This is a genomic window from Longimonas halophila, assembly GCF_002554705.1.
In the GTDB taxonomy this organism is placed as follows: domain Bacteria; phylum Bacteroidota; class Rhodothermia; order Rhodothermales; family Salinibacteraceae; genus Longimonas; species Longimonas halophila.
The window spans coordinates 20,385-47,077 of the sequence record NZ_PDEP01000010.1 but is presented as its reverse complement, the minus strand read 5'-3'; the positions used below and the strand labels follow the sequence as shown (position 1 = coordinate 47,077).

At 61.6% G+C, this 26,693-nt stretch carries 21 protein-coding genes, 1 tRNA gene and 2 riboswitches; of the genes, 9 read left to right on the top strand and 13 right to left on the bottom strand.

Annotated elements, in window-relative coordinates; all coding sequences use genetic code 11:
• Positions 1-33: 33 nt before the first annotated feature.
• Positions 34-1,326, top strand: a complete 1,293-nt coding sequence (gene aroA / locus CRI93_RS10935; protein WP_098062680.1) for a 3-phosphoshikimate 1-carboxyvinyltransferase — start codon at positions 34-36, stop codon at positions 1,324-1,326.
• Here the strand turns inward: aroA and CRI93_RS10930 are convergent.
• The gene (locus tag CRI93_RS10930) at positions 1,282-1,665 is read right to left on the bottom strand and encodes an MGMT family protein (RefSeq protein WP_098062679.1); all 384 of its coding nucleotides are present in this window, start codon (positions 1,663-1,665) and stop codon (positions 1,282-1,284) included. The genes aroA and CRI93_RS10930 overlap by 45 nt on opposite strands.
• 98 nt (positions 1,666-1,763) lie before the next feature.
• Between CRI93_RS10930 and CRI93_RS10925 the strand changes: the two genes are divergently transcribed.
• Entirely contained in the window at positions 1,764-2,543 is a 780-nt protein-coding gene (locus tag CRI93_RS10925) for a hypothetical protein (RefSeq protein WP_098062678.1), read from the top strand.
• Positions 2,544-2,549: 6 nt separating this feature from the next.
• Here the strand turns inward: CRI93_RS10925 and CRI93_RS10920 are convergent, their stop codons facing one another.
• The 4 genes from CRI93_RS10920 to CRI93_RS10905 form a co-directional block, all read right to left on the bottom strand.
• Positions 2,550-3,182, bottom strand: a complete 633-nt coding sequence (locus CRI93_RS10920; protein ID WP_098062677.1) for a hypothetical protein — start codon at positions 3,180-3,182, stop codon at positions 2,550-2,552.
• 142 nt (positions 3,183-3,324) lie between these two features.
• Positions 3,325-4,422: a homoserine dehydrogenase family protein gene (locus CRI93_RS10915; protein WP_098062676.1), complete on the bottom strand. Its 1,098-nt coding sequence runs from the start codon at positions 4,420-4,422 to the stop codon at positions 3,325-3,327.
• Positions 4,423-4,455: 33 nt separating this feature from the next.
• A complete protein-coding gene (gene metX / locus CRI93_RS10910; protein WP_098062675.1) occupies positions 4,456-5,538 on the bottom strand; it encodes a homoserine O-acetyltransferase MetX in 1,083 nt (360 codons plus the stop codon).
• A gap of 80 nt (positions 5,539-5,618) precedes the next feature.
• On the bottom strand, positions 5,619-6,980 hold the full coding sequence (locus CRI93_RS10905) for an O-acetylhomoserine aminocarboxypropyltransferase/cysteine synthase family protein (protein ID WP_098062674.1): 1,362 nt from the start codon (positions 6,978-6,980) through the stop codon (positions 5,619-5,621).
• A gap of 192 nt (positions 6,981-7,172) precedes the next feature.
• Positions 7,173-7,286: riboswitch (SAM riboswitch) on the bottom strand.
• A 244-nt stretch (positions 7,287-7,530) separates the two neighbouring features.
• Here CRI93_RS10905 and CRI93_RS10900 point away from each other — a divergent pair.
• Positions 7,531-7,603 (top strand) — tRNA-Gln (locus CRI93_RS10900).
• Between the two features lie 934 nt (positions 7,604-8,537).
• Positions 8,538-9,029: a GNAT family N-acetyltransferase gene (locus CRI93_RS10895; RefSeq protein WP_098062673.1), complete on the top strand. Its 492-nt coding sequence runs from the start codon at positions 8,538-8,540 to the stop codon at positions 9,027-9,029.
• Between the two features lie 4 nt (positions 9,030-9,033).
• Here CRI93_RS10895 and CRI93_RS10890 read toward each other — a convergent pair whose 3' ends face one another.
• The 3 genes from CRI93_RS10890 to CRI93_RS10880 form a co-directional block, all read right to left on the bottom strand.
• Complete coding sequence (locus tag CRI93_RS10890; RefSeq protein WP_098062672.1) at positions 9,034-10,092, bottom strand: peptidylprolyl isomerase; 1,059 nt, start codon at positions 10,090-10,092, stop codon at positions 9,034-9,036.
• Between the two features lie 188 nt (positions 10,093-10,280).
• Positions 10,281-11,468: an FG-GAP repeat protein gene (locus tag CRI93_RS10885; protein WP_176521834.1), complete on the bottom strand. Its 1,188-nt coding sequence runs from the start codon at positions 11,466-11,468 to the stop codon at positions 10,281-10,283.
• Between the two features lie 139 nt (positions 11,469-11,607).
• On the bottom strand, positions 11,608-13,605 hold the full coding sequence (locus tag CRI93_RS10880; RefSeq protein ID WP_098062670.1) for an ABC-F family ATP-binding cassette domain-containing protein: 1,998 nt from the start codon (positions 13,603-13,605) through the stop codon (positions 11,608-11,610).
• A gap of 498 nt (positions 13,606-14,103) precedes the next feature.
• Here CRI93_RS10880 and CRI93_RS10875 point away from each other — a divergent pair, with 498 nt between their 5' ends.
• Both CRI93_RS10875 and lplA read left to right on the top strand, forming a co-directional pair.
• The gene (locus CRI93_RS10875) at positions 14,104-15,000 is read left to right on the top strand and encodes a M50 family metallopeptidase (RefSeq protein WP_098062669.1); all 897 of its coding nucleotides are present in this window, start codon (positions 14,104-14,106) and stop codon (positions 14,998-15,000) included.
• A gap of 130 nt (positions 15,001-15,130) precedes the next feature.
• Positions 15,131-16,135, top strand: coding sequence for a lipoate--protein ligase (lplA, locus tag CRI93_RS10870; protein WP_098062668.1), 1,005 nt, complete (start codon positions 15,131-15,133; stop codon positions 16,133-16,135).
• A gap of 269 nt (positions 16,136-16,404) precedes the next feature.
• Here lplA and CRI93_RS10865 read toward each other — a convergent pair whose 3' ends face one another.
• Positions 16,405-18,411, bottom strand: a complete 2,007-nt coding sequence (locus CRI93_RS10865) for a M1 family metallopeptidase (RefSeq protein WP_245850473.1) — start codon at positions 18,409-18,411, stop codon at positions 16,405-16,407.
• Positions 18,412-18,758: 347 nt separating this feature from the next.
• Between CRI93_RS10865 and CRI93_RS10860 the strand changes: the two genes are divergently transcribed.
• The gene (locus tag CRI93_RS10860; RefSeq protein WP_098062666.1) at positions 18,759-19,502 is read left to right on the top strand and encodes a hypothetical protein; all 744 of its coding nucleotides are present in this window, start codon (positions 18,759-18,761) and stop codon (positions 19,500-19,502) included.
• Positions 19,503-19,982: 480 nt separating this feature from the next.
• Entirely contained in the window at positions 19,983-20,528 is a 546-nt protein-coding gene (locus CRI93_RS10855; protein ID WP_098062665.1) for a hypothetical protein, read from the top strand.
• A 95-nt stretch (positions 20,529-20,623) separates the two neighbouring features.
• Here CRI93_RS10855 and tenA read toward each other — a convergent pair whose 3' ends face one another.
• The 4 genes from tenA to CRI93_RS10835 form a co-directional block, all read right to left on the bottom strand.
• Positions 20,624-21,355, bottom strand: a complete 732-nt coding sequence (tenA, locus tag CRI93_RS10850) for a thiaminase II (RefSeq protein ID WP_098062664.1) — start codon at positions 21,353-21,355, stop codon at positions 20,624-20,626.
• 76 nt (positions 21,356-21,431) lie between these two features.
• A riboswitch (TPP riboswitch) is annotated at positions 21,432-21,564 on the bottom strand.
• Between the two features lie 45 nt (positions 21,565-21,609).
• A complete protein-coding gene (locus CRI93_RS10845) occupies positions 21,610-23,193 on the bottom strand; it encodes an amidohydrolase family protein (RefSeq protein WP_217992530.1) in 1,584 nt (527 codons plus the stop codon).
• Between the two features lie 138 nt (positions 23,194-23,331).
• A complete protein-coding gene (locus CRI93_RS10840; protein ID WP_098062662.1) occupies positions 23,332-24,627 on the bottom strand; it encodes an ABC transporter permease in 1,296 nt (431 codons plus the stop codon).
• 51 nt (positions 24,628-24,678) lie between these two features.
• Positions 24,679-25,611: an ABC transporter ATP-binding protein gene (locus CRI93_RS10835; RefSeq protein ID WP_098062661.1), complete on the bottom strand. Its 933-nt coding sequence runs from the start codon at positions 25,609-25,611 to the stop codon at positions 24,679-24,681.
• A gap of 317 nt (positions 25,612-25,928) precedes the next feature.
• Between CRI93_RS10835 and CRI93_RS10830 the strand changes: the two genes are divergently transcribed.
• A complete protein-coding gene (locus tag CRI93_RS10830) occupies positions 25,929-26,609 on the top strand; it encodes a hypothetical protein (protein WP_141491673.1) in 681 nt (226 codons plus the stop codon).
• Positions 26,610-26,693 lie beyond the last annotated feature (84 nt).

The following is a 26,693-nucleotide window of genomic DNA, read 5'->3' as shown; positions in this document are numbered from 1 at the left end:
TCCCTTTATATTCTGCTTTCCCCGCTCGTTGATATGTCCACGCACACCGTTTCGCAGGTCACTTCGCTACAGGGCACCGCCTCGGTGCCCGCCGACAAGTCGGTGAGCCACCGCGCGGCGCTGATGGCGGCGCTGGCTGACGGACGCTCTACCCTGCATGGCTTCCCCCAAGCTGCTGATCCGCAGTCAACCCTTTCCTGCCTGCGCCAGCTTGGCGTATCCATTGAAACCGAGGGCGACACGGTACACATCGAGGGCGTAGGGCTGCACGGGCTGCAAGCGCCTGCCAACCCCATCGACTGCGGCAACTCGGGCACCACCATGCGGCTCCTGGCGGGCATTCTGGCCGGGCAGCCGTTTGAGAGCACGCTCACGGGCGATGACTCGCTGCGGGCACGGCCCATGGCACGCATCGCCAACCCACTGCGCCAGATGGATGCCGAGGTCACCCTCACGGGCGGCACGGCTCCCATCCACCTGGGCGGACGCTCGGAGCCACTGCATGCGATGACCTACCGCCTGCCGATGGCGTCGGCCCAGGTCAAGTCGTGTGTGCTACTGGCCGGGCTCTACGCCGAGGGCACCACCACGGTCATTCAGCCTGTGCCATGCCGCGACCACACCGAACGGATGTTGAATTTGCCCATCGAGGTGGATGATGAGGGCGTGCAGCACATTCACATCACATCTGACGACGACCCCAAGGCGAGCGTGTGGAATCCGCTGCCCGGCGATTTCTCATCAGCGGCGTTTCTGCTCGTGGCGGCTACGCTTGTACCCGACAGCGAGGTGACTATATCCAATGTGGGCCTGAACCCGACCCGCACCGGACTGCTCGATGTGCTGCAGGCCATGGGGGCCGACCTTACCGTGACCGACCGCACCGAAACCAACGGCGAGCCGATGGGCACCATTACCGCCCGCCATGCCCCGCTGAACGGCGTAACGGTAGAAGGCGACGCCATCCCCAACCTGATCGACGAGATTCCGGTGCTTGCCGTGGCTGCCGCCGCCTCCAACGGACAGACGGTCATTCGGGATGCGGCGGAGTTGCGGGTGAAAGAGACGGATCGACTCACGGCCATTGCCGAGGTGCTTACCCGCCTGGGCATTGGCGTGAGCGAGCAGGAAGACGGCCTCACCATCAGCGGCGATCGCGACGCGCTACGTGGCACCACGGTGCGCAGCTTCCACGACCACCGCATTGCTATGGCCGCCGGGGTAGCTGGATGCGTAGCTCGCGGCGAAACCACGATTAAAGGCGCCGACAGCGCCCGCATCTCATTTCCCGGATTCTGGGACGTCCTCGACCGACTCCAGCGGTAGTGGCGTGCCGGGCGGCGGCAGTTCGTCGAGCGGCACCCAGCGGTGGGCATCGAGCGCGACCTGATCATCTCCTGTAAACTGCACATCCTCGCTGCGCAGGCGCTCCTCCATTACGGTCGGCGTCTCGAAGAAGCGCTTGCCCGTGAGCACCCCGTTGCGATTTACGACCCGATGGCACGGTACAGCCGTTCCGGCAGCGGCGTTCAGGGCCCAGCCTACCGTGCGGGCAGCGCTGCGACGGCCCAGGTACTCAGCAATGTCGCCGTACGTGGCCACGCATCCGGCTGGAATGCGCTCTACGACCGCCCAAACACGTCGGTAGAAATCCGAATCCGCCATATGTACGGTATAGGGTTGATGATCGGAGGACGCATGCGTTTATTGGATGTCCACGCCGGATACGACATCCACCGTGCCGAAGTTGTCTGCCCTCTGCTATGCCGCATCGCCCCTTTGTCTCCCCTGTCTTTGCCCGCGGCCTGTGGGTCGCGCTCGTGCTTACGATGAGTGCCGGATGCGCAGGTCTGCTCGGCTCCAGCGAACGGGCCCCGATCGACATTGCCACGCGCTTTTTGCCCGTACCGGCAACCGTGCCGCCTGTGGATTCGCTGCACCATGTGCAGTTGCAGCCTGAGGCAGAGCGGATTCGAATTCAATCGGATACGCCGCTGGGACACCTCAAGCAGGTCTGGTCCTCTGGCTACCGGGCGCGGCGCGGGAACGATGGACTCCTCGAAGCCGGACGCATGCGCAGCTTCGCCACGCTGTGGAGCCGCGAACTCCGGCTGTTGGCCCTCAATGGGCAGATGTCCATCGGGGCGTATCCACGAGAGGACGCCGAGCAGTTGATTGCACGCCGCGTAGATGCACCGCACGCCACCTCCATCCTGATCGACGTGCATGTGTATATGGACCGGGCGCGGCAGAACAACTACGGCGCCACGAATCTGCGCAGTGCGCGCTGGGATATCTTCTTGCGTACAGACAGCGGGGTCGAGATCGCTCCCGATAGCATCGATGCAACATGGGCGCGTCCCATGACGTGGTCAAACGACGAGCGTGCCCAGTACCGCCATAACACGCTCTACTTCCCACGCACTAAAAACGACACCGCGGATGTGCTGCACAGCGTAGAGACGCTGGAGCTGCACATCCGCGATGCTACGCTCGCTACCGACCTGCTCTTCGGCTGGCGGTTCAAGGAAACGCGTTCTTAACGCCTCCTAAAAGTCTACATCGTCGGGGATGAAGAACGGCGCGCTCGCTGCGTCAAAGTTGCCCTCGATCGACACCTCTTCTTCATTTGCCCCTGTCCCGCTGAAGGTAAGGGCTGTGCCAGTTATATCAAACGAACCAGCGACCCGACTGCTGTTTGATGTGGTGAGTTCGATCGTGCCTCCACTTGAGAGCACAATGCGCTGATCTTGGGTGCCAACCCCTTCGAAGTAGACGAACCCGAACTGATCTCGCAGTACGTCATCACTGTCGTTAAGCTCAAGGTCGGCAAAGGTATATGTACCCGTCTCTGGGCGGGGACTGAGGCGTCCGATAATCCCAAATGCGTTGCCTGTTTGGAACGACCCACTTCCTGAAAGGTCGTCAGCCTCCGTAAGATAGATCAAAAACCCTTCCTCGTTAGTCTCTGGATCGGTACCTGTCGCGAAGAAGGCATTGAGCTCAACATCGGTGCCCCCAATCGACATGTTGACTGTTTCTGGAGGCGTGCTGCCGTTGTCGTCATCATTGCTACCGCTTGAGTCGCAGGCGGTCAGTCCCAGAACGAGCGCCAGCGCCAGAAGGAGTGTGCCGAATGCTCGTTTGCTGTGATATGAGGGTACAGAGAGAAGCTGTTGCATGGTGCTCACCCGGAGTTATAACACAAACACGAAGTAAGGGATGCGACATGCATCACCGTCGTGTTGTGTAATGCGCAAGTCCCCGGCATAGGCGGACACCAACGCGTCGTGTTTTTTCTGGACTGCACATCCGGACTGCACATTAGGCCTCCGTGGCCAGCACATCGGCCAGGACGCCTGCCGCCGTCACTTCCGGGCCGGCTCCCGGCCCACGAATGGTAAGCGGCGATTCTGCATAGCGATTGGTCGTAACCTCGAACAGGTTATCCTGCCCCTGCAGGCGCCCAAAGTCAGAATCAGCAGGCACGACCTCGACCCCGACCCGAATTCCCGACCCGGGCGTCCACCGGCCTACGTACTGCAGCACCGCATCCTGGGAGGCTGCCGTCTCGGCGCGCTCGCGCCAGGCGTCGTTGGCCTTGTGGACATACCGGCGAAACGCCAGGTGCGGCAGGTCACGGAGCGACTCGGGCACGAGCGACTCCACCTCAATCTCATCGCGCTCGATAGACGCCCCCGCCGTGCGCGCCAGAATCAGAAACTTGCGGGCCACGTCCTCCCCCGACAGGTCGTCGCGTACATCTGGCTCGGTGTAGCCTGCTTTAATAGCTGTCTGCACGGCCTCACCGAAGGAATCGCCCTGGCGCATCCGGCTAAATACGAAGGTGAGCGTGCCCGACACCGCTCCACGAATGGTATGGATGCCGTCGCCGGTAGCTCGCAGATCGCGCACGGTGCGCACGACAGGCAGTCCAGCCCCAACGGTTGTTTCGTAGCGATACTGGACGTTGTGCTCTGCGGCAATTGCATGCAGCCGGTCGAAGTGCTGCTGCGAGCGGGTGTTGGCCAGCTTGCTCGGCGTGACGACGTGAATGCCCGCATCCAGCAACGTCGTGTAGTGGTCAGCCACATCTGGATGCCCCGTAGCATCAACGAAGACAAGCGGGCGCGGCGCGTGCTCGATGAGTCGCTCCAGCACGGCGGGCCAGTGCAGTGTGCTCCCGTGCTCAAGATGGTGCTTTACCGCGCCGGGCGTGGGGTGCGGCGGCGTCCAGGCCGCATGGGTCGAGGTGCAGGCCCCAATCAGACGGGGACGCTTCGCATCTCCCTGAAACTCACTAAGCTGGTAGAGCAGCGCCGTGCCTACCGACCCCACACCGGCCAGGTAGAGCGAGAGCGATGGGACAGCAGAGCGTGAAGTAGTTGGGTTGGGCGAAAGAGTAGCCTGAGATACGGACATAAGAATGTGGAGATAAGTCAGGTAAAATGAGAGTCAGCGGGCGGTGGCAGAAGCAACATGCGTGTTCTTCCACTGAACGATGATGGCGTTGAGGGCCTCCTGCTCAATCAAGAACGCGTCGTGGCCGTGCGGCGACGCCAGCACTTGCAAGTCGGCATTCGGCAGATGCGCGGCAAGCTCGTCCTGTTCGGCCAGCGGATACAACACGTCCGAGTCGATGCCGATGACCAGCGCAGGTTGCGTAATCTGTCGTAGCACATCGGAATAGGCCCCACGATTGCGGCTCACGTCGTGTGTGTCCATCTGCTCCGAAAGCTGCACGTAGCAGTTCGCATCAAAGCGGTCGACAAGCTTCTGCCCGTGGTAGCGCAGGTAGCTTTCGACCGCAAAAGGCGCATTCGCAGTGCCGTTCTGGGACGTGCCATTCTCCGACTGACGTTCGCGCCCAAACCGCTCCTGAAACGACGCATGCGAGCGGTACGATACCATCGCCATGGTGCGGGCCGCGGCGAGTCCGTCGGCGGGCGGATCATCGGGGGGATAGGCCCCGCCACGCCACTTCGCATCGGCATAGATAGCCTGGCGCTGCGCCTCGCTCCAGCCAATCTGCCACGGCGTATGGCGCCCGCCCACCGCAATGGGCACAAGGCGCTCCACCAGCGGCGCGCCCGTATCGGTGCGTTCGAAAGCCCACTCCAGCACCTGCATTCCGCCCATCGACCCGCCGATGGCACAGCGCACGCGGCGCACGCCCAAATGATTGAGCAAATGGCGGTGCAGCGCCACCGTATCGCGCGGCGTGAAAGCCGGAAAGTCCGCTCCATAGGGTGCCCCCGTCTCCGGGTTCGTGGTTATGGGGGATACCGAGCCATACGGCGATCCGGGCACATTGGCGCAGATTATAAAGTCTTCTTCCGTATTGAGCGCCCGTCCGGGACCGAGTAGGTCCGTCCACCAGGCACGAACATTCGCATCTCCCGTAAGCGCATGGCCCACCAGCACGGCGTTCGTGCCATCGGGGTTGAGGCGGCCCCACGTACGATACGTAATGGGGACGTCATGAATCGTGACCCCGCCTTCAGTGGTGAAAGCGGGCTGCATGTAGGTTGAAGGCATGGGGGTAGTGTGCATGAAGGGAAACAACACCACAGCGGAGCAGCCCAATTGTGGCAGAGCCGCCCCGCTGCGTCTGCGCGTTACGCCGAGACAGGGAGCTTAGCCAGCGCCTGCTCAAAGTCGGCAGTGATGTCGTCGATGTGCTCGATGCCCACCGACACGCGCACCAGGTCGGGCTCCACGCCCGAGGCTTTCTGCTCTTCCTCGGTAAGCTGCTGATGCGTGGTCGACGCGGGGTGGATGACGAGTGTCTTTGCATCCCCCACGTTGGCAAGGTGACTGGCCAGTTCCACGTTCTCGACAAAGGTTTTGCCCGCTTCGGCACCGCCCTTTACGCCAAAGCTGAGGACCGCGCCGTATCCGTTTTGCAGATAGCGGTTGGCGCGCTCGTGGTACGGGTGGTCTTCAAGTCCGGGATAGCTGACCCAGTCCACGGCGTCGTGGTCTTGGAGCCAGCGGGCCAGCGCCAGAGCGTTGTCGGCGCTACGCTGCACACGAAGCGAGAGGGTTTCGAGGCCTTGAAGCAGCAAGAAGGAGCCAAACGGGTTCTGCGCCGGACCAAAGTCGCGCAGCCCCTCCACACGAGCGCGGATGGCAAACGCGACGTTCTCGCCGAGCACGCCGTCGGGGCCGAACGTCTCCCAGAACTTGAGTCCGTGGTAGTTTGGGTTGGGTTCGGTGAACTCGGGAAACCGCCCGTTATCCCACGGAAAGGTGCCCGCATCCACAATAACGCCGCCAATGGTAGTGCCGTGACCGCCGATCCACTTGGTGGCGCTTTCGGTGACGATGTCGGCGCCATGGTCGATGGGACGGCACAGGTAACCGGCTGCGCCAAAGGTGTTATCGACCACGAGCGGCACGCCATGGTCATGGGCGATGTCGGCGATGCGCTCGAAGTCGGGGATATTGAAGCGTGGGTTGCCGATTGCTTCGAGGTAGACCGCCTTCGTGTTCTCGTCGATCAGCGCGGCGATGGACTCGGGGTCGTCGCCCTCGGCAAAGCGCCCTTCAATGCCCAGCCGCGGCAGCGCGTTCTTGAGCTGGTTGTACGTGCCGCCGTAGAGATAGCTGGTGGCTACGATGTTGTCGCCTGCCTTGGCGAGCGCATTGAACGTCAGGAACTGCGCCGACTGTCCGCTGGCCGTAGCCACGGCAGCAACACCTCCTTCAAGCGCCGCCACGCGCTTCTCGAACACATCGTTTGTGGGATTCATGATGCGCGTGTAGATGTTGCCGAACTCTTTGAGAGCAAAGAGATCGGCACCGTGCTCCGCATCGTCGAAGGTGTATGACGTGGTGGCGTAGATGGGGACGGCACGGGCGTTTGTGGCCGGGTCGGGCTCCTGCCCGGCGTGCAATTGCAGCGTTTCAAAGCGCGGCGTGCGCTTGGGAGTAGATTCAGCGTTGGATTCGGGGGTAGAACGTCCGTTCGAACTCATGGCTCTGGAAGTTAGGGTCGAGAAAACGAGCCATCCAGAAGGCCAGAGCGAGCGGTACGGGCACGTTAGGTGCCGGGGTTGGAATCGGATTCGGGATCTGCCGATGCGGCGGGAACTGAAAAATCCCCAACCGCACAAGGCAGATGGGGAATCGCACGCATCTCTGTCACAGGTATGCAGAGAAGCGCATTCCACTCATCTTCCCTCGCGGTATGCGAGGTAGGAGGTAGCACCTTTCCGCAGCCGAAGCTGTGGCGGTTGCCAGGGTTTCGCAGGGCCTACTCCCTCCACCCTTCTGGATGAATGTGCTAACAACAACAGTATGTCATAGTGCTTCATACAGTACCTTACGCGATGTGGCAATGTCAAGCTGTACAGTGTGAAGAAACTGACACGGATCAGCGTGTCAGATGGTACCGGGCATGCATGAATCTGGTGGATGCAAAGCGCAGGAGCATCGCCCCATGAAACATCCATCAACCCCACGGGCCAGGGCATGGCTCCGGAACCGTGTGTGGGCCCTGTGCTTACGGTACTCTTGCAAAAACACTGCCCCGTGGCTCAATTGGCAGAGCATCTGGTTCTGGTCCAGAGGGTTGATGGTTCGAGTCCATCCGGGGCAGCACGCTTTTCTCTTTTCGCGGATCGCTCGTCCGCGCACCGCACGCACTGTCACAGCGTGCTTCTATGCCCCCCTTGTGTCCTACAGCATTGCTGTAAATTGCGCGGGATGCCGTTAGCCGGTACGCGCTTCGCCGCGTCATCCGCCATTTCCTGCGTAAAGAACGGGCGGCGTGTCGAGACGAGATGCCGGGTGTGCCCCCAACTGCATCTGTCCTCCCCACAATGCTGTAACCGTATTTTGATATAAGAACCTGTTTTGATTTCTTATTTTGGGCTCCGAGCGGCTCCGCTGGGCTGGGGCCGAAGGTCATGCACCTGGTGCAAATTGCCCCTAATCTCGGCCCGTAGCCCCGGGGGCCTTTAGGTCATGCCTCTGGTGCTACGAACCTCGATTGGGGGCTAATTTTCGCCTCAGCGGCCCTCGCTCTCGCCGTCAAACCAAAACCCAAACAGGTTCTAAGGCTACGCGTGGAAGGTCTGGCTACTCACCCCAGCCCATCCGATCACCAATGCTATGGCAGCAGCTCCCCTTCCACGCGTAATTTCGTCGTTCTTTATGTATTCACTTTGCATCTGTCAGACGGTGAATCGATAGGAAAAAAGACGTCCAGAAGCCGCGTCCAATACGGTGCTTTGGAGATTTCTGCCTACGATCCGTATCTAACATACCGCCTTATTTAGACCTATTCCAGATAAGGTCGTGTAAAAGCGGTGAAAGCTTCCCCCAAATGCTATGCATCTGCCGGTAGTGGTTCAATGCGAAGTGATGGAAGGAATGGGCCTGTAGCCGGAGACAGGGGGCACCCGCGCACGGACGTCTCCGGAAGAGACGAACAGGGGATCGTTCGCCTCAAGGTTTTATCAAGAGAGCTATCACTTAACGTCTATCCACTACCCCCCGCTCCTTTTGACCGTTTTGTCTCCCGTTTTGCTATGTCTGTAACCATCCGCCCGATTGCCGACAGCGACGCTATGGCTGCGGCGCGGGCCATTCGCAAAGCCGTGTTCATTGAAGAGCAAGACTGTCCGCCCGAAGAGGAGTGGGACGGCCATGACGCCACTGCGCGGCATCTGCTGGCGCGGATCGGCGACGGCACAGCGGTGGGCACCGCCCGATGGCGGGCAACGCTGCACAACGAAATGCCGGTAGCCAAGCTGGAGCGCTTTGCTGTGCGCAAGGCGTACCGTGGGGACGGCATTGGCACCGAACTCGTGCACGCCGCCATCGCCGATGCGGAGCAGGCCGGGTTCAGCACACAGAAGCTCCATGCGCAGGCGCACCTTGAAACGTACTATGCCCGCTTCGGCTTTGGCTCGACGGGCGAGCACTTTACCGAAGCGGGCATACCACACGTAGCAATGGTGCGATCGTCAGATGCGCCGGGCGCACCCTTGGATCGCACCGATGAAGCTGCTGGTGCGTAAGGGCTTAGCCCTCATCCGATTCGCTCTCGGTGTCGCTTTCCTCAGCAGATAGCGTAACCACATCGGGGTTGATGCTCACAGTCACTTGCTGTGTAAGGTCGCTGAGCGCGTTCTGGTACGCCTCCTGCTGACTTTCTTCGACGAGGGCGCTCCGGGCTTGCTCAGTGTCCATCGGTTCGCCGTAGTCGGTTAGCTGGATGACGTGGTAGCCGAACTGCGTGCGTACGGGTTCCTGTACGATCTGGCCATCTTCTTCCAATGCGAACACCGCATCGGCGAAGGGTTCGACCATGCGGTCGCGGGTGAAGGAGCCCAGGTCGCCACCGCGATCTGCCGTCGGACCGTCGCTATATTCGCGAGCCAGCTCGGCAAAGTCGGCACCGTCATTCAGCTGGGTGATGAGCTCTTCCGCCTGTTCACGGGCTGCGGTGGCGGTGCTGTCGTCAGCGTTCTCGCCTACCTGAAGCAGGATGTGGCGAGCACTCACGCTACGCTGCTCTGCAGCATACTCGTCGACCTCGGTATCGGTGGGCTCTTCAACAGCGTCGGAACCGATCTCGTCGCGGAGCTGCTGTACGCGTACCTGCTCGGCGATCAGCGTGCGTAGGGAGTCGAGCGTGAGCCCGGCGTTCCCCAGTGCGTCTTGGAACTCTTCTTCGCTGGAGAACTGGCCACGCTGCTGCTGTAGCTGCTGCGCCACCGTCGCCGTGTCGGCTTGCACATCGCGCGCCTCAGCTTCACCTCGCAGCACGTGGTTGTTTACATACTGGTCAAGCATCATCTGGTGGATGCGGGCCATGCCGCCTTGCTGGTTCGGCGGCATGGACTGTCTCGCAAACTGCAGTTGCTGCTGAAACTCAGCGGTGCGCAGCGTATCGGTACCGTAGTCCGACGATACCACCGCGGCTACGTTTTCATCGCTGATGTCGCGCTGCACGGTGTATGAGTCGTCACCGTCGTCGTCTTCGCCGTTGGCTCCACCGCATCCAGCAAACACCAGAAGCACGGCCAGCAGGGCGCCATATAGGCTCCACGAGCGATGTAAGGAACGTAAAGTAGTCATAGATTGATCGTTGCAACAAAAGAGTACGAACCGGGCGTGTGCGGCATGGCACACGGATTACAAAACAGTTGCATGCACGCCAGGAGGGGCCCAGTGTTTCTATGCGGCGCCCCTTGCATGCTCTATCGTGCAACGATGTATCGATTGGAGACTGCGCACTCACCGAGCGGACGTGAGCGCCAGCCCAGCTACTGAAGTGTAACGGCGTACACCAGGCCGTTGCCTTGCGCTCCCACCCAGCTAACCAGCGCTATATCTTGGTCGAGGTCCAGGGCCGTGCCAAAGCCTACACGCCCCACATCGATGATGGTGTGCTGCTGCCAGGTCCCTGCGTCGTTGCGGCGGAAGACATACACCACGCGGTCGATGTTTACGTCTTGCTGCAGTTGCTCATCGTATCCGGTTACGAGGGCCCACGGGCCGTGCACCGCAACGGCTGAGCCAAAGGCCCCATCGGCAAAGGGGCGGCGTGGCACAAGCGTGGTGCCCTCTGTCCAGGCGCCTGCCTCGGCACGTGTGTACAACGTGGCCTGCCCCGATTCGTCGTCTCCTGCACGGCGCTCGCCCACCAACAGTTGGTCGTTATCCAGCGACAGGGGGATGAAGAAGTCGTCGAACCCGGTAAGCACGGTGGTCGCATGCCAACGAGCCTCTGCATCCCGCTCAAACACGTACACCGATCCGGGGGTGCGCTCAAAATATGTAGGCGCGGCCGCCACAATGCGTGTGTTGGTGGCTTCAAGCTGCCCCCCAAGACGTCCGGGGCCCGAGCCGTTAGCACTGGTGAGGCGTGCCTCGCGGCCCCACGTGTCGGCCTGCGCATCATACCGAAACACGTATACGGCCCCGCCAAATTGGCCCTGAAAATCGCCCGTGGTGGATACGAAGGCGCGTGTGTCGGTAAGGACCAGATCGGCACCAAAGGGACCTTCTTGCTGGTCCAGATCGCCAGTGAGCGTGGCCGTTTGCGCCCAGGTGGTGTCGGTCGTCTGCTCAAAGACGAAGGCCGCGTTCGACTCGGGCGTAGCGAAGAACTCGCTGCTTGCGCTGATGAGCACGCGGCTGCCGCGTATATCTACTGCGCTGCCAAAGAACGCATTTTCGCGGCAGGGCTCGGGCGTCAGGCGCGCTGTGGCCGTCCACTGCCCCCATTCGGGGTCACGCTCATAGATGTAGGCGGCGCCGGACTGTGGACCGCACACGTCTTCGCCCGGTGCGCCGACGATAGCGCGATTGCCATCCAGGGCCAGCGCTGTGCCAAAGGAACGGGCGTCGACCGAGTCGGGCGGAGCGAGCGTGGTGATCTGTGCGGCCAGTGGTGGCCCAGCGTGCAGGCTCAGCACGATGACCAGCAGCGCGACCCTCTGGAGATGCATTCTGAACATGCTACGTGGGGTTTAGCTTAACGAAAAGAGGGCGTGCCGCATTGACAACTCTTTGCTTCTACGTTGCTGCCGCGCTCAAACGCTGCATCGATACGCTGTATCCCTCTGTATCCCGATTCGTGCTGCCCGCTTACGCGTCCTCAAGAGCCATGACGTGCTCGGTGAGCGCCTCCCAGGTGGGATAGAGCTCGGCCAGCTCCGCTTCGAGGGCCTGGTAGTCTTTGGTGAGCGATCGCATGGCGCCGTCTTCGAGTGCAGCGGGATCGGCCATGTCGGATTCGAGCTCCTCTTTCTGCGCCTCCAGCTCCATGATTTTCTCTTCGGTGGCCTCCATCTTCTGGCGCACCTCGTACGAGTTCAGATCAGCAAAGGCGTCGTCGGGGCGAGGCGCGGTGCCGTTTGTGGGTGTCGTATCGGACTCCGACGTTTCATGGGCGGTGCTGGCCGTGCCATTTGAGTTGTTCGACGATGCATCGGGCTCAGGGTCCAACGCAGCAGCGGTGCCGTGCTCGACCTGCCACTGCATTTCGGAGTAGGGGCCGTGAAAGATGCGCACGTCGCCGTTGCCCACGCGCCACGTGTGGGTGCTCACTTCGTCTAAGAAGTAGCGGTCGTGGCTCACGATGATGCAGGTGCCGGTGTACTGCTGGATGGCTTCGATGAGGACGTCTTTCGACTGGATGTCGAGGTGGTTTGTGGGCTCATCGAGAATGAGCACGTTGGCGGGCGAGAGCAGCGTGCAGGCCAGCGCCACGCGGCTTTTCTCGCCACCTGAGAGCACCCGAATCTCTTTGAACACGTCGTCTCCGGTGAAGAGGAACGCGCCCAGCAGGGTGCGGAGCGTGGTGTCGGGCGTGCTGGGAGAGACGCCGCGCACGGTCTGCATGATGGTCGCATCCATAGGTAGTGCGTCGGCCTGGTGCTGGGCAAAGTGGGCCAGCTGCACGTTGTGCCCTTCGCTCCGCTCGCCCTCGAAGGCTTCGGTGCCCCGCAGCATGCGCGCCAGCGTCGACTTCCCGGCGCCGTTGGGGCCGACCAGCGCAATGGTATCGCCGCGTTCTACGGCCAGCGGACCCGCGTTGTCGAACACCTGCACGGGGCCGTTCTCGCCTGCGTAAGTCTTCGAAAACGACGACAGTTCCAGCACCACGCGTCCAGAGCGTGGCGGGTCGGGGAAGCGAAAGGAGATGCGGTCTTCGGCATCGGGGGGCGGCGGGATGCGCTCCATCTTCTCCAGCTTCTTGATGCGGCTCTGCACCTGGGCCGCCTTCGAGGCGTTGTAGCGGAAGCGCGAAATGAACTCCTCGATCTCATTAATGCGCTTCTGCTGGTTCTCGTACTCGGCCTTCCACTGCGCGCGGCGCTCCTTGCGCTCTTCGAGGTAGTAAGAGTACGAGCCGTCGTAGAGGCTGAGCCGCCCCCGCGTGAGCTCGGCAATCTGCGTGACCATGCGGTCGAGCACGTAGCGGTCGTGGCTCACGAGCACCACGGTGCCGCTGTACGAATCGAGATAGCTCTCCAGCCAGGCGATGCTGTCGATGTCGAGGTGGTTGGTGGGCTCGTCAAGCAGCAGCACATCCGGGCGCTGAAGCAGGAGCTTGGCCAGGGCCACCCGCATGCGCCACCCCCCCGAAAACGACTTCAGGGGCCGCTCCATGTCGTCGGGCTGGAAGCCGAGTCCGGCCAGCGTGGCCTCGGTCTGCGAGCGGATGCGGTGGGCATCGCGGGCGTTGAGCTGCTCCTGCACGCGGTTCAGGCGGTCAAGGAGCTTGGCGTAGCTGTCGCTCTCGTAGTCGGTGGCCCGCTCCAATTGGGCAGTGATCTTTTTCTCGCGGGCCTCAAGCGTCAGCACCTCGTCGAACGCCTGCAGGGCGGCCTCGCGCACGGTGGCGTCGCCGGGCTGCTCGTTCAGGCTCTGCTCCAGGTAGCCCACCGTGGTGGCCCCGCGATCTACGCGGCCCGACTCCACCTCCTGGTCGCCCGTAATCACACGTAGCAGCGTCGACTTGCCCGCGCCGTTCGGCCCCACAAGGCCAATGCGCTGCTCTTCGTCGGGGATGGCCCACGACAGATCGGTAAAGATGGGCGTCCCGCCGAACATGACCGAGACGTTTTGCAGATGAATCATGACGCGCAGATGGCGTTAGGTGCAGCAACGAGCATCAGAAAAACCCCACCCGTCAGCCAGAAGCCACGAGTGGGGCGCAAGGGAAGCAAGCAGCATCTGCGGACGACCAGGGGAGAAGAACCTCTTCTTCGACAATGTGGGTAGCCGCCCAGAGCCTTTCGACGTCCACTGTTACCTGTGCACCTTGCGGTCCTCTGATGCACAGCCGCCGGGGCGCGATGAGGAGGAATCTCCGCACGCCCTGCGGTGAGGCCTGCCGGCCAGTCCTGGAGGTAAGCTCCCTATGGTATAGGTTGCAGATTCTTCTTTATCCAGATGTCGCGGCGCAGACCGCTGCTTGCTGGATCGTACTGTACCTACGCCCTATGCGGACGTTTCGACGCCGCCGATAAGGTTCTATGCAGGCGGCGCGGCACATCCGCGAACCCATGGGGTTTGTGCACAACCGCGCTACGGCGCACCATGCCTCCAGCATTTGCTCTTTAGCCTCCTTCTGCCATGACCTCTCGTTCTGCTCAGACGCTGCTCGCGGCGGCTGTTGCCGTGGTTGCGGTATGCATGATGGTGCCGTACGGCATGTGGCTCATCTATCCGTTCGACCTCGTCGGCACGTTTATCCACGAAGCCGGGCACGCCCTGGCTGCAGTAGGCACCGGCGGCTCCGTAGAGCAGTTCGTCATCCGCCTGGATACGAGCGGATACGTCAGCTATCGCGGCGGGGTGCGCCTGATTGCAACGCCGGCCGGCTACCTGTCGTCGGTGGCGGTGGGCGCTGCGCTTCTTGTAGCTGGCACGCAAGCAACCCGTGTGCGCACGGCGCTGTGGTCTACTGCAGGCGGACTGCTTGTCGTGACGGCGTTTTTTAGTGGATACGGAGCTTCGTTGCTGGCTTTCGGAGCGTTCATCTCGGGCCTCCTGATGTGTGCCTTCGCCCGAACATCCGGCTCGCAGGCACAGGCCGCACTTCATAGCACCGCCGGTTCCGCGCCCCGCAGGCCGGCGCGCTCGTGGCCCCGCCGCCTCGCGCTGTTCGCCGGGCTTGCACTCATGGGCGGGGCGCTCGTCTACATATTCATCACGGGAGGCCTCCTGGCCTGGGCGGTGGGCGGACTCATGGCGCTGGTGCTGTGGAGCGTGGCCGCGTACGCCCCGCCCCGCTGGCAGCAGGGCACTGTCATCTTCCTGGGCGTGCAACTCGCGCTCGACGGACTCAACAGCATCCTGACGCTGTGGACACTCACCCGCTCGGACCATGCCCACAACGACGCCGCCACCATGGCTGGGCTCACTGGGCTACCTGCGGAGTTCTGGGCCGGAGCATGGGGACTGCTCAGCCTACTCGTGATTGCTGGCGCGCTACGCCACTACGGACGCACCACGCAAACGCCTGCTTGATGGTGCATGAGGCGCGGTGTGAAGGAGTTGTCGCGACACGTCCTCGTGGAAACTGTGCGCCTGTGTATCCATCCATGTACGTGGTAATCTGGCGTTCACTATTGTGCAACCGATTTCCTTCGCCTCCCCTATGCGCTACCTGGATACAACGCCCGTACACGACCCTACGCTCAACCTGGCGCTCGAAGAACACGTGCTGCGCACGTTTCCCGATGATGAGGACTACGTGCTCTTTTACGTGAACGAGCCGTCGATTATCATTGGGCGCAACCAGAACACGCTTGAAGAAATCAACGCGGCATATGTGGACGAGAACGACATCCATGTGGTGCGGCGTGTGTCGGGCGGCGGGGCCGTCTACCACGATCCGGGCAACCTGAACTTCAGCTTCATTACCGACTACGCGCCCGACCGCCTCAACAACTTTACGCACTTCACCAAGCCCATCATCCACGCGCTGAACGACCTGGGCGTACCCGCTGAACTGAAGGGCCGCAACGACATCGTGGTGAACGACCGCAAGGTGTCGGGCAACGCGCAGTATTCGACCGGCACGCGCATGTTCAGCCACGGCACGTTGCTCTTTGATAGCGACCTGAGCGAGGTAACCCGCGCCCTCGACGTAAAGCAGAGCAAGATTGAGTCGAAGGGCCACAAGTCGGCCCGCAGCCGCGTGGCGAACATCGCGGAGTTTCTGGACGACGACTTTACGGTGGATGACCTGCGCACGCATCTGCTCGACACGTTCAAGGCAGAGCAGGATGTGACCGTCTACGAACCGACCGAATCCGATTGGGCGGCCGCCGAAACGCTTGCGGAGACGAAGTACCGGGCGTGGGACTGGAATTACGGCGCTTCGCCTGCGTTCGATGTGCAGCGCACGCGCCGCTTTGACGATGTAGGCGAGGTCGATGTGCGGCTCTCGGTTGATGACGGGCGCATTACCGAAGCGACCATCTACGGCGACTTCCTGGGCCACCGCGACGTGGACGATCTGGAAGCCGAACTCGAAGGCGTACCTTACCGTCCGGACGCCCTGCACACAGCCCTCGCGGAGGTGGACGTAGCGTCCTACTTTGGCGGTCTCGACCGCGACCGGTTTGTGGCGCTGGTGTATGCCAGCGATGAGGCATAGCTTCCATCGCGATCTGCATCGTGCTCGTCCACACACGTGCTTTCCGCTTTGGCTGCTGGCCTGTTGCTGGCCGTGTGCCTTGTGCTGCTCGTTCCGGGTCAGGTAGAAGCGCAGCCCCCTCCGACTGCTTCTCCCGAAATGCTCCATCCCGTCATTCGCGCTGTAGCGCCGGTGCACGCATTGGGCTGCAACGAGCCCCACGAGGGCACAGGCCCAACGCCTCCCCCGAACGACTCCGAGGGCAACCTTGACCATGCAGAGCCGTCCGGCTACTCACTTGGCGTCCAGGCGTTGTTGGAGCGGTCTACATCTGGCAGCATCTGCTGCGGGTCGATGGTGATGTGGTCGATGGTGCGTTCTTCATCCCACGAAATGGTATGCGTATCGCCTGTAGCAAACGCCTCGGTGGGCACACGCACCATCTGCGTGCTGCCGTCATCGAAGGTTAACTCCACCGGCACGGGAAGCAGCAAGTCGGTTTGCTGCGCAATGGTGGCAGTGGCTGCGTCGACGTTGACCTCCGCCACCGCCGGGTCGGCTCCTTCAGTTTCGTAGAACCAGCCGCGCCAGAACCAGTCGAGCTCCTCGCCCGCCACGCTCTCAATGGTGCGGAAGAAGTCTGACGGCTGCGGATGCTTGTACGCCCACCGGTCGATGTACGTCTTAAACGCTGCATCAAAGCGGTCGGGCCCCACCACATGCTCGCGTAGCAGCGCCAGTCCAACAGCGGGTTTGCGGTATGCCAGCATCCCCAGCGCCTGGCGCCGGATGTGGTCCGCCTGCGTCATGATGGGCTGGTCTGCCAAAGACGACTGCGCAAACCGAGCCGCCTGCTGACTGCTCTGCCGAATGACGCGCTCAATGTCTTGCCCGTAGAAGTCGGCGGTGGAATACAGATTCATGAAGGTGTTGAGCCCCTCATCCATCCAGGCCCAGCGCCGCTCGTCGGAGCCCACAAGCATCGGAAACCAGGTGTGCCCAAACTCGTGGTCGGTAACACCAAAGAGACCGCGCCCGCGTGCATCCACCGAACAGAACATGACCTGCGGATACTCCATCCCGGCCACAATGCCGCCCACGTTTACGGCATTGTCGTACGGATATGGCGTGTAGCGCTCCGAGTAAAACTCAACCGAGTGCTGCACATACTCGGTCGACTCTTCCCAGCCCGGCGTGCTGTTTTCACCTCCGCCCAATCCTTCAGCGGGATAGAGCGACTGCGCCAGCACCGTGTGGGTCCCAGCATCGGCCCGGGCCGCATCCCAGATGAACGAGCGTGAGGCGGCCCATGCCACGTCGCGCACGTCATCGGCCTGGTACTGCCAGGTGAGCGTGCCGCTGCTTACAGGACGCGTGTCGGGATCGCCCACCTCCTCGTCTGCGATGATCGTGACAGGCGAGCGGCTCGCTCGCGCATCGGCCAGCCGCTCCTGCTGCGTATCGGTGAGCACCTCGTCCGGATTCTGAAGCGCACCGGTGGCTGTCACGATGAAGTCGTGCGGTACGGTAATGTCAAGATCGAACTGGCCGTACTCCAGGTAGTATTCGCCCTGACCCAGATACGGCAGCACGTTCCAGCCGCTTACGTCGTCGTACACGTACATCCGCGGGTACCACTGCGCAAGCTGATAGACGGTGCCTTCTTCGGCATCGAACATCCCCATGCGGTCGGCGCCGTAGTCGGGCAGTTCGAAGCTAAAGTCCATTGTTAGCGCGAGCGAGTCGCCCTCAGCTGCCAGTGGAGCATTCAGATCGACCCGTAAGCGCGTGTCGTCGATGACGTACTCGGGGGTGTACATCGTGCCGTTATGCTCGATGCGCAAATTGGACACGTCGTAGCCGCCGCCTTCAAAGAAGCCACTGAACCGTGCATCGGGCGGCACCACGGCCTCCCCCCGACTGCCCGGCGCAAAGAGATTCTGGTCCATCTGCACCCAGAGGAAGTTCAGTTCCGACGGCGCGTTATTCGTGTAGGTGATGGTCTGCGTGCCCTCAATTCGATTTTCCTCGGGCAGCAGCTCTACATCAATTGCATAGTCGGCTTCTTGCTGCCAGTAGAGCGGACCGGGCCGCCCGTCGCCGGTGCGGTAGGCATCTGCATCAGGCAGGTCGAGCACTTCAAATGCCTCCAGATTGGGCTCGGTGGGTGCCTGAGCCGGGGCTTCAGCGGGTCCCATGGTCCATGCAAAAAGGCCAAGGAGCAGTGCTACGCCCCATGCCTCCCTAAAAACCAACCGTATGAACAGATGCGAAAGCGAAGCAACCCCGGTAGACATACGCAGCAACAGATCAGTGGCACAACTATCTTGTTACTACATGTATGAAGAGCCGTGGTGCAGCGACCCGTACCACGCACGAATTGAACATGAACTCTGTTGTTCATGCGGCAGCGAGCAGCCCCCGCATCCGTCTGGTGGGAGGCACAGGCAAAGCGCCCGTCCGTTCGTCATGCAGCTACATGTTACGCAGCATGCTCGTTTGGCGGCCTGTTGAAGTGAACACGTGCTGCTTCCTCTCGTGCAGATGCAGCACCACTATTGCGATCTGCAACGCTCTCTGCTATTCCCCAAACATGTTGCCTGAGCTTATGAATACCCCACTTTCTCGCATACTCCCCCTGTTTTTGCTCGCTTTTGCGGTAGGGCTGGCTGGATGCGACTCGACCGACTCGAACAACACGAATTCCGAGGCCCGCCTGAGCCTTGCTTTCACCACAACAACCAGCGCAACAGCAGCGCTCACCGCTCGCTCCACCACGCTCTCCGACTCCGGCAACAACGAGCTTACGATTGACCGCGTGCAACTGGCGATTAGTGAATTGGAGTTGGATCGCTCCGATGATGATGGCAACGACGATAATGGCGAGCGCGACGACATTGAACGCGGTCCGATGGTTATAGACCTGCCGCTTGCGGGTGAAGGCCCCGTCACGTTTGCCGGTGGTATCGTCGAAGCCGGGTCGTGGGACGAACTGGAGTTCGAAATCGATCGTCTCGAACGCGACGATGACGATGAAGCCCGCGTGCTCGATGAAGCCAACTTCCCCGAAGACACGAGTATCCGCGTAGAGGGCACCTACACGCTCGCGGGCGGCGAAGCGCAGCCGTTCGTGTTTACCACCGACCTGGAGGCCGAACAGGAGCTGGAGTTTGAACCGCCGGTTACGGTGTCTCCCGAATCGGAAGAGCAGATCACGCTCTCGGTTCGGCTCAACGACTGGTTCCGCCAGAGCGACGGCACGCTTATCAACCCCGACGATGCCAACGCGGGCGGTGCTTTTGAGGACAACGTCGAAGACCGCATCCAAGACTCCATCGATTACGAGGAGGACGATGACGACAGTGACGACGATGATGACGACAGCTAATGACACAGCACGCGTTCTGTAGTCATCGTCCCTCGCGATGTGCTACGCGCGATTATACCTGAAACGGGCTTCGGCATTGGCTGGAGCCCGTTTTTGGGTTGTAGGCAGAGCGCTGGTCTACACAAAAAACGTAGGCAGCGGTTCAATGATAAGTGATTGTCATGTAGGCTACATCATCGTAGTCTGTCCCAACCCCCTCTGTCTGCCGACATCTCCCCCTTGGAAAAGGGGGAGAAACCCGAAGGGAGAGGGGGGTCGAACAAAACGAGGGTTCGGTGTCCCTTAGCTTTATCACTTAGCGTCTACCCACTACCAAAACGTAGTAGGGTGGTCTTACGGAACGCTCTTCTCTCAATCTTATAATTATATCTAAAGAGAACAGCGGGGGGTGTCATTTCGAAGTACAGCGTCTCTCTGTTGCTCTGTTTTCTCCACGCAGCTTCTTTCCAATCAATCATGTAACCAACCCCTTCTACTGCCATGCCCAACCTCACCCCGACGCGGCTGCTCAACTGGGCTGCGCTCCTACTTCTCGTTGGACTCATCACCGGATGCGACACACTCATTGGATCGGGCGGAGCTGGAAATGCAGACGAACTCCCCATCCCCGGCAATGCAACCCGCGTATCCATTAATGAGCTTGATGTCTATCTCGTTACCCCCGACACGGTGTCGGTAGGGGAGGCTTTTGAAGTTCGTGTCCTGGTCGAGAATCAGACACGCCGCAATGTCGTGGTGCAGACGTCAAGTGGGTGCCTCGTGGTGCCCAGCGTATTTGAGGCCGGTGGGGAGCGTGTACCGTTTAGAGGATCAGGGATCGTCTGCACTGCCGCCGTTACAAACCACGATATTCCCAGCGGCGAGACGATAGAGCGCACCTTTGACGTTCAGGCCGCCCTGCGAACGGAGGAGGAAGACGTGCCAGCGTCTCCTGGTACGTATGAGGTACGCGCCGATCTGGACTGGGGCATTCAAGGAGACTATTCTTCTCGTACCCTCCAGCGGCGATTCCGCGTGCAGCCCTAATTGCCCGTTCTCCCCTTTGAGCCCCACGAACACCGTAGGGACACGGCGCGCCGTGTCCCTACATATGGTGTACAAAAGGCCAGCATTACAGCTCCCTACACCGGCCACGCCTGTTGCGTCCAGGCCTGCTGCCAGAACATCCACTCGTAGCGGATGCTGGCCTGGAATGCGGTCTTGGCACGCTCACGGGCAGCCTCATCAGCCGCATCAGCGAAGCGCTGCAGCCGCTCCAGCAGATTCGCCATGTAGTCGTTGAACTCCGGATCGCGGTACATCGCGAGCCAGTCGGCGTACGGATGGTCGTCAGGGATCGCTCCCATCTCCGCTTCCATGCGCTGCCCGAGTTCAATGTAGAGCCAGGGGCACGGAGTGAGCGCGGCTACCGCCTCCACCAGCGATCCGCGCTGTGCGGTGCTAATCATGTGGTCCTGATACGCACGGTTGTTGGGCGTGAGCGTAAGTGCGGCGATCTCGCTGGCATCGTAGCCAAGCTGCTCGCCGTATCCGGCATGCAGTTCGCCCTCAACCACAAGCGCCATGCGGGCTGCGTCGATGAACCAGAGCTTATCGTCGGGATCGGGGCAGCGGGTCGAGATGAGCGCGGCGGCATCCGAAAAGGCTTCGAGGTAGCGGGCGTCTTGCATCTGGTAGAAGCGGAAGCGCTCTGCCTCCAGCGTGCCCGCAGCCAGAGCGTGCACAAACGGGTGATCGAACGACGCGCCCCAGCTTTCGCGGGCGGCGTCTACGCAGGATTGCGCAAATGGCGGCACCGGGTAGGCCCGATCCACAGAAACGTCAGCAAAGGAAAGGTCGGTGGTTGTAGACATAGGGCTTGCTTGCGGGTGGATGCAAAGGAATAACGGCAAGCGAAGCCAGAAATGTGCAGCGCCCATGCGTGACGCCCCGGGTGCTAAGAAGCTTCCTTCCGCCGGTACAAACCGGATCAAGTTCAAGGGATCATCTCAGCCCAGCCGTCTGCGCAGCGCGGTTAACTACCACCATCTGCTGCCACAGCCGGGCACTCCCAGCTTCGCTCATTTCCCAACGTAGGCATGCTGCTGATCAGATGCAAGGCAGCACACTATTCCTCTTCTTCCTCCCGAGCCGCCTCAACCATCGCCCGCACGTCGGCGCGGAGGCGGTCGGCGTCGTAGACAATGCCGTCTTTGACGGTGTAGGTCACACCACCCACGCGCTCCACGGTGTCGGTGTCGTCGTTCAGGCGCAGGGCCCCGGTGCCGTAGAGCACCTTCAGGTTGTGCAACGGATTCTCGTCTACGATGACCAGGTCGGCGCGCTTCCCAACTTCGACGCTGCCTCGGTCGTCGTCGAGGCTGAGGGCTTCGGCGCCGTTGAGGGTAGCGGCGCGGATCACCTCCAACGGGTGGAAGCCCGCTTCGTGCAGCAGTTCCAGCTCGCGGATAAAGCCAAAGCCGTACACCTGGTAGATGTAGCCACTATCGCTGCCGGTGGTCACGCGTCCGCCTCGGTTTTTGTATTCATTGAGGAAGGCCATCCAGCGGTCGTAGTTGCGCTTCCACTCCACCTCGCGCGTGGTCGTCCAGTCGAAGAAATAGGATCCGTGATCTTCGCGGCTCGGGGTAAAGAACTCTTGCAGAGAGGGCAAGGTGTAGTCGGCGTGCCAGTCGGCATTGCGGGCGCGCATCAGGTCGCGGCTCGCGTCGTAGATGTTAAGCGTCGGGTTGAGGGTGAAGTCGAGCGCGAGGAGCGAGTCCATGACCGCGTTCCAGTGCGCGGTGCCGGGGTCGGCGGCCTGCTGCCACAGGCGCCCGGCCTCGCGAAAGCGATCTTGCTCGTTGTTGTAATTGTAGTCGGTCGGGTAGTCCTGCACGGTGCGGTCGTCGAAGAGCGCCTCCGGCAGGCCGTACCAGTGCTCCATCGTGGTGAGGCCCCAGGTGGCGGACTGCAGTGCATCGACGCGGGTGACGTTCAGCTGCGCGTGGTGCATGGCGGTGCCCAGATCCTGCTGGGCGGCTTCGTCGAGGGCGGCTTCCATGATCGCCGGGCGTGCTCCGAAGAACTTGATGCCTTCGGCCCCGCGCTCGGCCACCTGACGCACCCAGGTACGGGCCTGCTCGGGCGTTGCAATGGGCACATCGCGGTCCTGGCCAAAGCCGACATACGCCACCAGATGCGGCGCCACGATTTCGTTGGCAGCGCTGCGGTCGCGGTGGTTAAACGTCCACTCGGTGCCGTTGAAACTGCCCGGCTCGCGGACGGTGGTTACGCCGTGGCCCATCCACAGCTTGAGCACGTACTCGGCCGGCGTGCCCTGCGCGGTACCGCCCAGGTGGCCGTGCATATCGATGAATCCCGGAAGGATGTAGTGTCCGCTCAGGTCGATCTCGCGGTCGCCGCCCTCGGGACGTGCGCTTTCGTCGATGGGTACGCCGGGATAGCCGACACTGGCGATGTTGGTGATGCGGTTGTCTTCGATCACGATGTCGACCGGGCCGCGGGGTGGGGCGCCGGTGCCGTCGATAAGAGTGGCCCCGCGCAGCACCAGACGCTCGTAGGGCCCGTCGCCCTCATCGGTGCGGTCGGGGGCGGGAGCAGGGGCGTTTTGCGCCCGGACGATATGGGGCGCGCAGGCGATACTGATGAGTACGAGGCTCCCAACAAGCCAGCGGGCGAGCAGCGACATAGGCATCCGGACGATATGTGGGCAGGGCACGGGCCTCGGCATCCCCCTATATGTGTATAGGTTGGAGACTACGCATTTTGGGGGATGCGAAGGGCCTTCCATGATACAACGCGCAGCCTGCAGGGTCAACCCGCGCTGCTATGGACGGTAGCGCGCCCACCGGATCAGTTCGCGCAGGCTGGGGGGTTTGCCGTACATGAAGATGCCGACGCGGTAGATGCGGCTGGCCACCCAGATGGTGCCGACGAAGGTTGCCATCACCAGCAGCCACGACAGGGCCAGTTGCCAGAACGCGACATCGGTGAGGGCGGAGCGCAGCACCATCAGGATGGGGGCGAAGAACGGGATGAATGACAGCACGGTGGACAGCGTGCCGTTGGGTGCTTCGATGACGACGCCAATCACCAGCAGGGGGATGAGCAGCGGAATGAACACGGGGTACATGAGGCTCTGGGCGTCTTGCACGCGCTCGACCGCGGACCCCACGGCGGCAAAGAGGCTGGCGTAGAGCAAATAGCCCGCTACGAAGAACAGGAGCGTCCATACCAGAAGCGAGAGCGGCAGCGACGGGATGGTGATGCCTGCGGCTTCGAGCGCGGCTTCTTGCGAGGCATCGGGGGCGATGTCGTAGGCCGACGGGTCCATGAACAGCATGAAGATCGGTCCGGCGACGGCCAGGGCCCCGCTTACGAGCGCGCCCCAGGTGACCATCTGCACGAGCCCCATGGCGCCGATGCCCAGCACTTTGCCCATGAGCAGCTCGAACGGACGCACGGAGGAGACGACGATTTCGACCACGCGCGAGCTTTTCTCGGCGATGACGCCCTGCATGACGTACTGCCCGTAGATGAACACGGCAAAGTAGATCACAAAGGCCAGCATGTAGCCGATGGCCGAGTAGATGAGCGTGGCATCGGCCTGGTCGCCCTGTTCGGTAATGCGGCGCATCTCCAGCGAGGGTGAGGCCGCCAGGATCGACTCGACGGCATCGGGCACGTCTTCGTTAGCCAGACGCACATCGCGCACGGCCCGCTCTACGACGTTTTGGATGCGATTCTGCGTGCCGAGTCCGCCTCCGCTACTGCGATAGAACGAGGCGGTGCCTTCTCCTTGCAGAAGCGTTTCGGGGAGGACCAGGTAGCCGCTGTAGACCTCGGCGCGCACCGAGTCGGCCAGGGCTTCCTGGTTCGTATTGGACTGCACAAACGTGAAACTGCTGGACTGCTCTTGCAGGTGGGGAAGAAGCTGTTCGGTGGCATCGACCACGGCCACGGGCGGCTCGTCGCCGCTATCTGCCGCGAAGAAGGTGAGCAGTCCGGGCAGCGCAAACAGGGCAACGATGCCTATGGGTGCCAGTAGCGTAGCGAGCACAAATGCTTTAGACCGTACGCGGCGCCAGAACTCACTTTTGAGGATGATCCAGATGGGATGCATGGGGCGTCGGTTCGTTCAAAAGAAGAGGCAGTGCAAGAGGAATGGAGCCCGCTACGACGCAGCAGCCTGGGCGGCATTGGCCTCGCCGACGACCTCCACAAAGATCTCGCTGAGTGGGGGCTCGGTGCGCTCAAAGTGGTGCAGCTCGTCAACGGTGTCGAGGGCAGCTTGCAGCACACGGCGGGCGGGCGTGTCGTTGAGCAGGCGCATTTCGGCACGGTGGGCGCTGCGCGCATGTACCCGGACAGCGCCTTCAGATTCAAGGTCGTCGATGAAGGCATCGGAGCCGTCGAAGCGTACGATAACGGTGTTGGTGCCAAAGCGCTGCTTCACCTCGCGCAGATCGCCCTTCAGCACGACCTGTCCGTTGGCCATGAGGCAGATGTCGTCACAGAGCTGCTCCACCTGCTCCATCCGATGCGAGGCGAACAGGATGGTGCGGTCGGTGCGACGCAGCTCCAGAATGATGTCGCGCAACACGTCGGAGTTGATGGGGTCGAGACCGCTAAACGGCTCGTCGAAGATGAGCAGTTGCGGGTCGTGCAGCAGCGTAGCGATGAACTGCACCTTCTGCTGCATGCCTTTGGAGAGCTCCTCAGTCTTCTTGTCGACCCAGTCGAGCGCCTCAAAGCGTTCCAGCCAGTGATGCACGCGCTCGGTGGCGGCATCGGCAGAAAGGCCCTTGAGCTGCCCCAGGTAGACGAGCTGCTCCTTGACACGCAGGTCGGGATAGAGGCCACGCTCTTCGGGCAGATAGCCCATGCGCCGCTGGCTCCACGGTCCCACCGGACGCTCATCGTAGCGCACGGCCCCTGAATCGGGCTGTGTGATGTGCGTAATCATGCGCAGCGTTGAAGTTTTGCCCGCGCCATTGGGTCCCAACAATCCAAGAATGCGTCCAGGGGCGGCAGAAAACGACACGTCGTGCACCGCCTTTGTATCTCCATAGGCTTTGTGCACGCGGTCGACGGAGAGGGTGGGCATGATGGAAAGTAACTACAGTCGCGAAACTACGATGAAGCCACGGTCATACTAAGCATTGAGCGGGCTTGATGCAAACCGCTTCTTCGTGCATACCGGCTCTGGAAAATTGCCTCTACATTCTCTCGCGCCGCAGTAAGAGGATTTCAGCAGGCGTTGTGCGGGTTCGTTTTCTCATCAGGCATCTCTCTGCCTGCTTTCTTCTTGTTTCTGGTACCGTGCCCATGCGTCCCCTCGCTTTTTCTTTATCCCTTCGGAGCTGCTTAGGCCTTTTCGGCGGACTCTGTCTGCTTGCGGGCTGTGCGGCCTTGCAGGGCAGCGTGAGCAACGAAGTCGATGTGGCGGCCCACTTCCTGCCCACCACACGCTCGGTTACGTCCTTCGACAGCCTACAACACGTATCTGTTGCCCCCAACGAAGACGGTCGGCTGAAGCTGGAAAGCGAGCGGGCATTTGGCGACCTCTGGGTCGACTGGTCCGCGCGCCACCGGCAGACGCAGGGGCCCGAGCTATTTGAAACGCGCCGGTTCTCCAGCTTCGCCACGCTCTGGGGACGCGAGTTCCGGCTTGCCTCCCTGAATCGACGTACGCCGCTGGATGCGTACCCGCCCGACCAGGCTCGCGCCACGATTCAGCAGGAAGTCGACTCGCTCCACCAAGACGCCATTCGCATTGATGTGTACCTGTACGTGCCCGAGCGCGTCAGCGAGGCGTTTCAGTACACGAGTATCCGCCACATGGACGCGCGCGCCTTCTTGCGAGTTGACGAAAGTGCCACCGAGTATTCCCCGAAGCAGGTGGCCACCGACATCGTTCGGTACACCTCACGCAGCGGTGAGGGAGTGTTCTACCGCCGCAATACGTTGATTTTTGCGCGTCAGCCCGAGGACGACATCGATATTTTGGCGGATGCGCAGCGTCTCACGTTGTACGTACGCTCCGTCTCGTTCCCCCGCGCTCATCTCCAGTTTTCGTGGGAGCAGGACGTGTCGAGCAGATAATGATAACAACGATCTGACAGGTCTCCAAAGACCTGTCAGATCTATTCTCCCCCTCATTGTCATTCCGTATAAGGCCCCCTATCG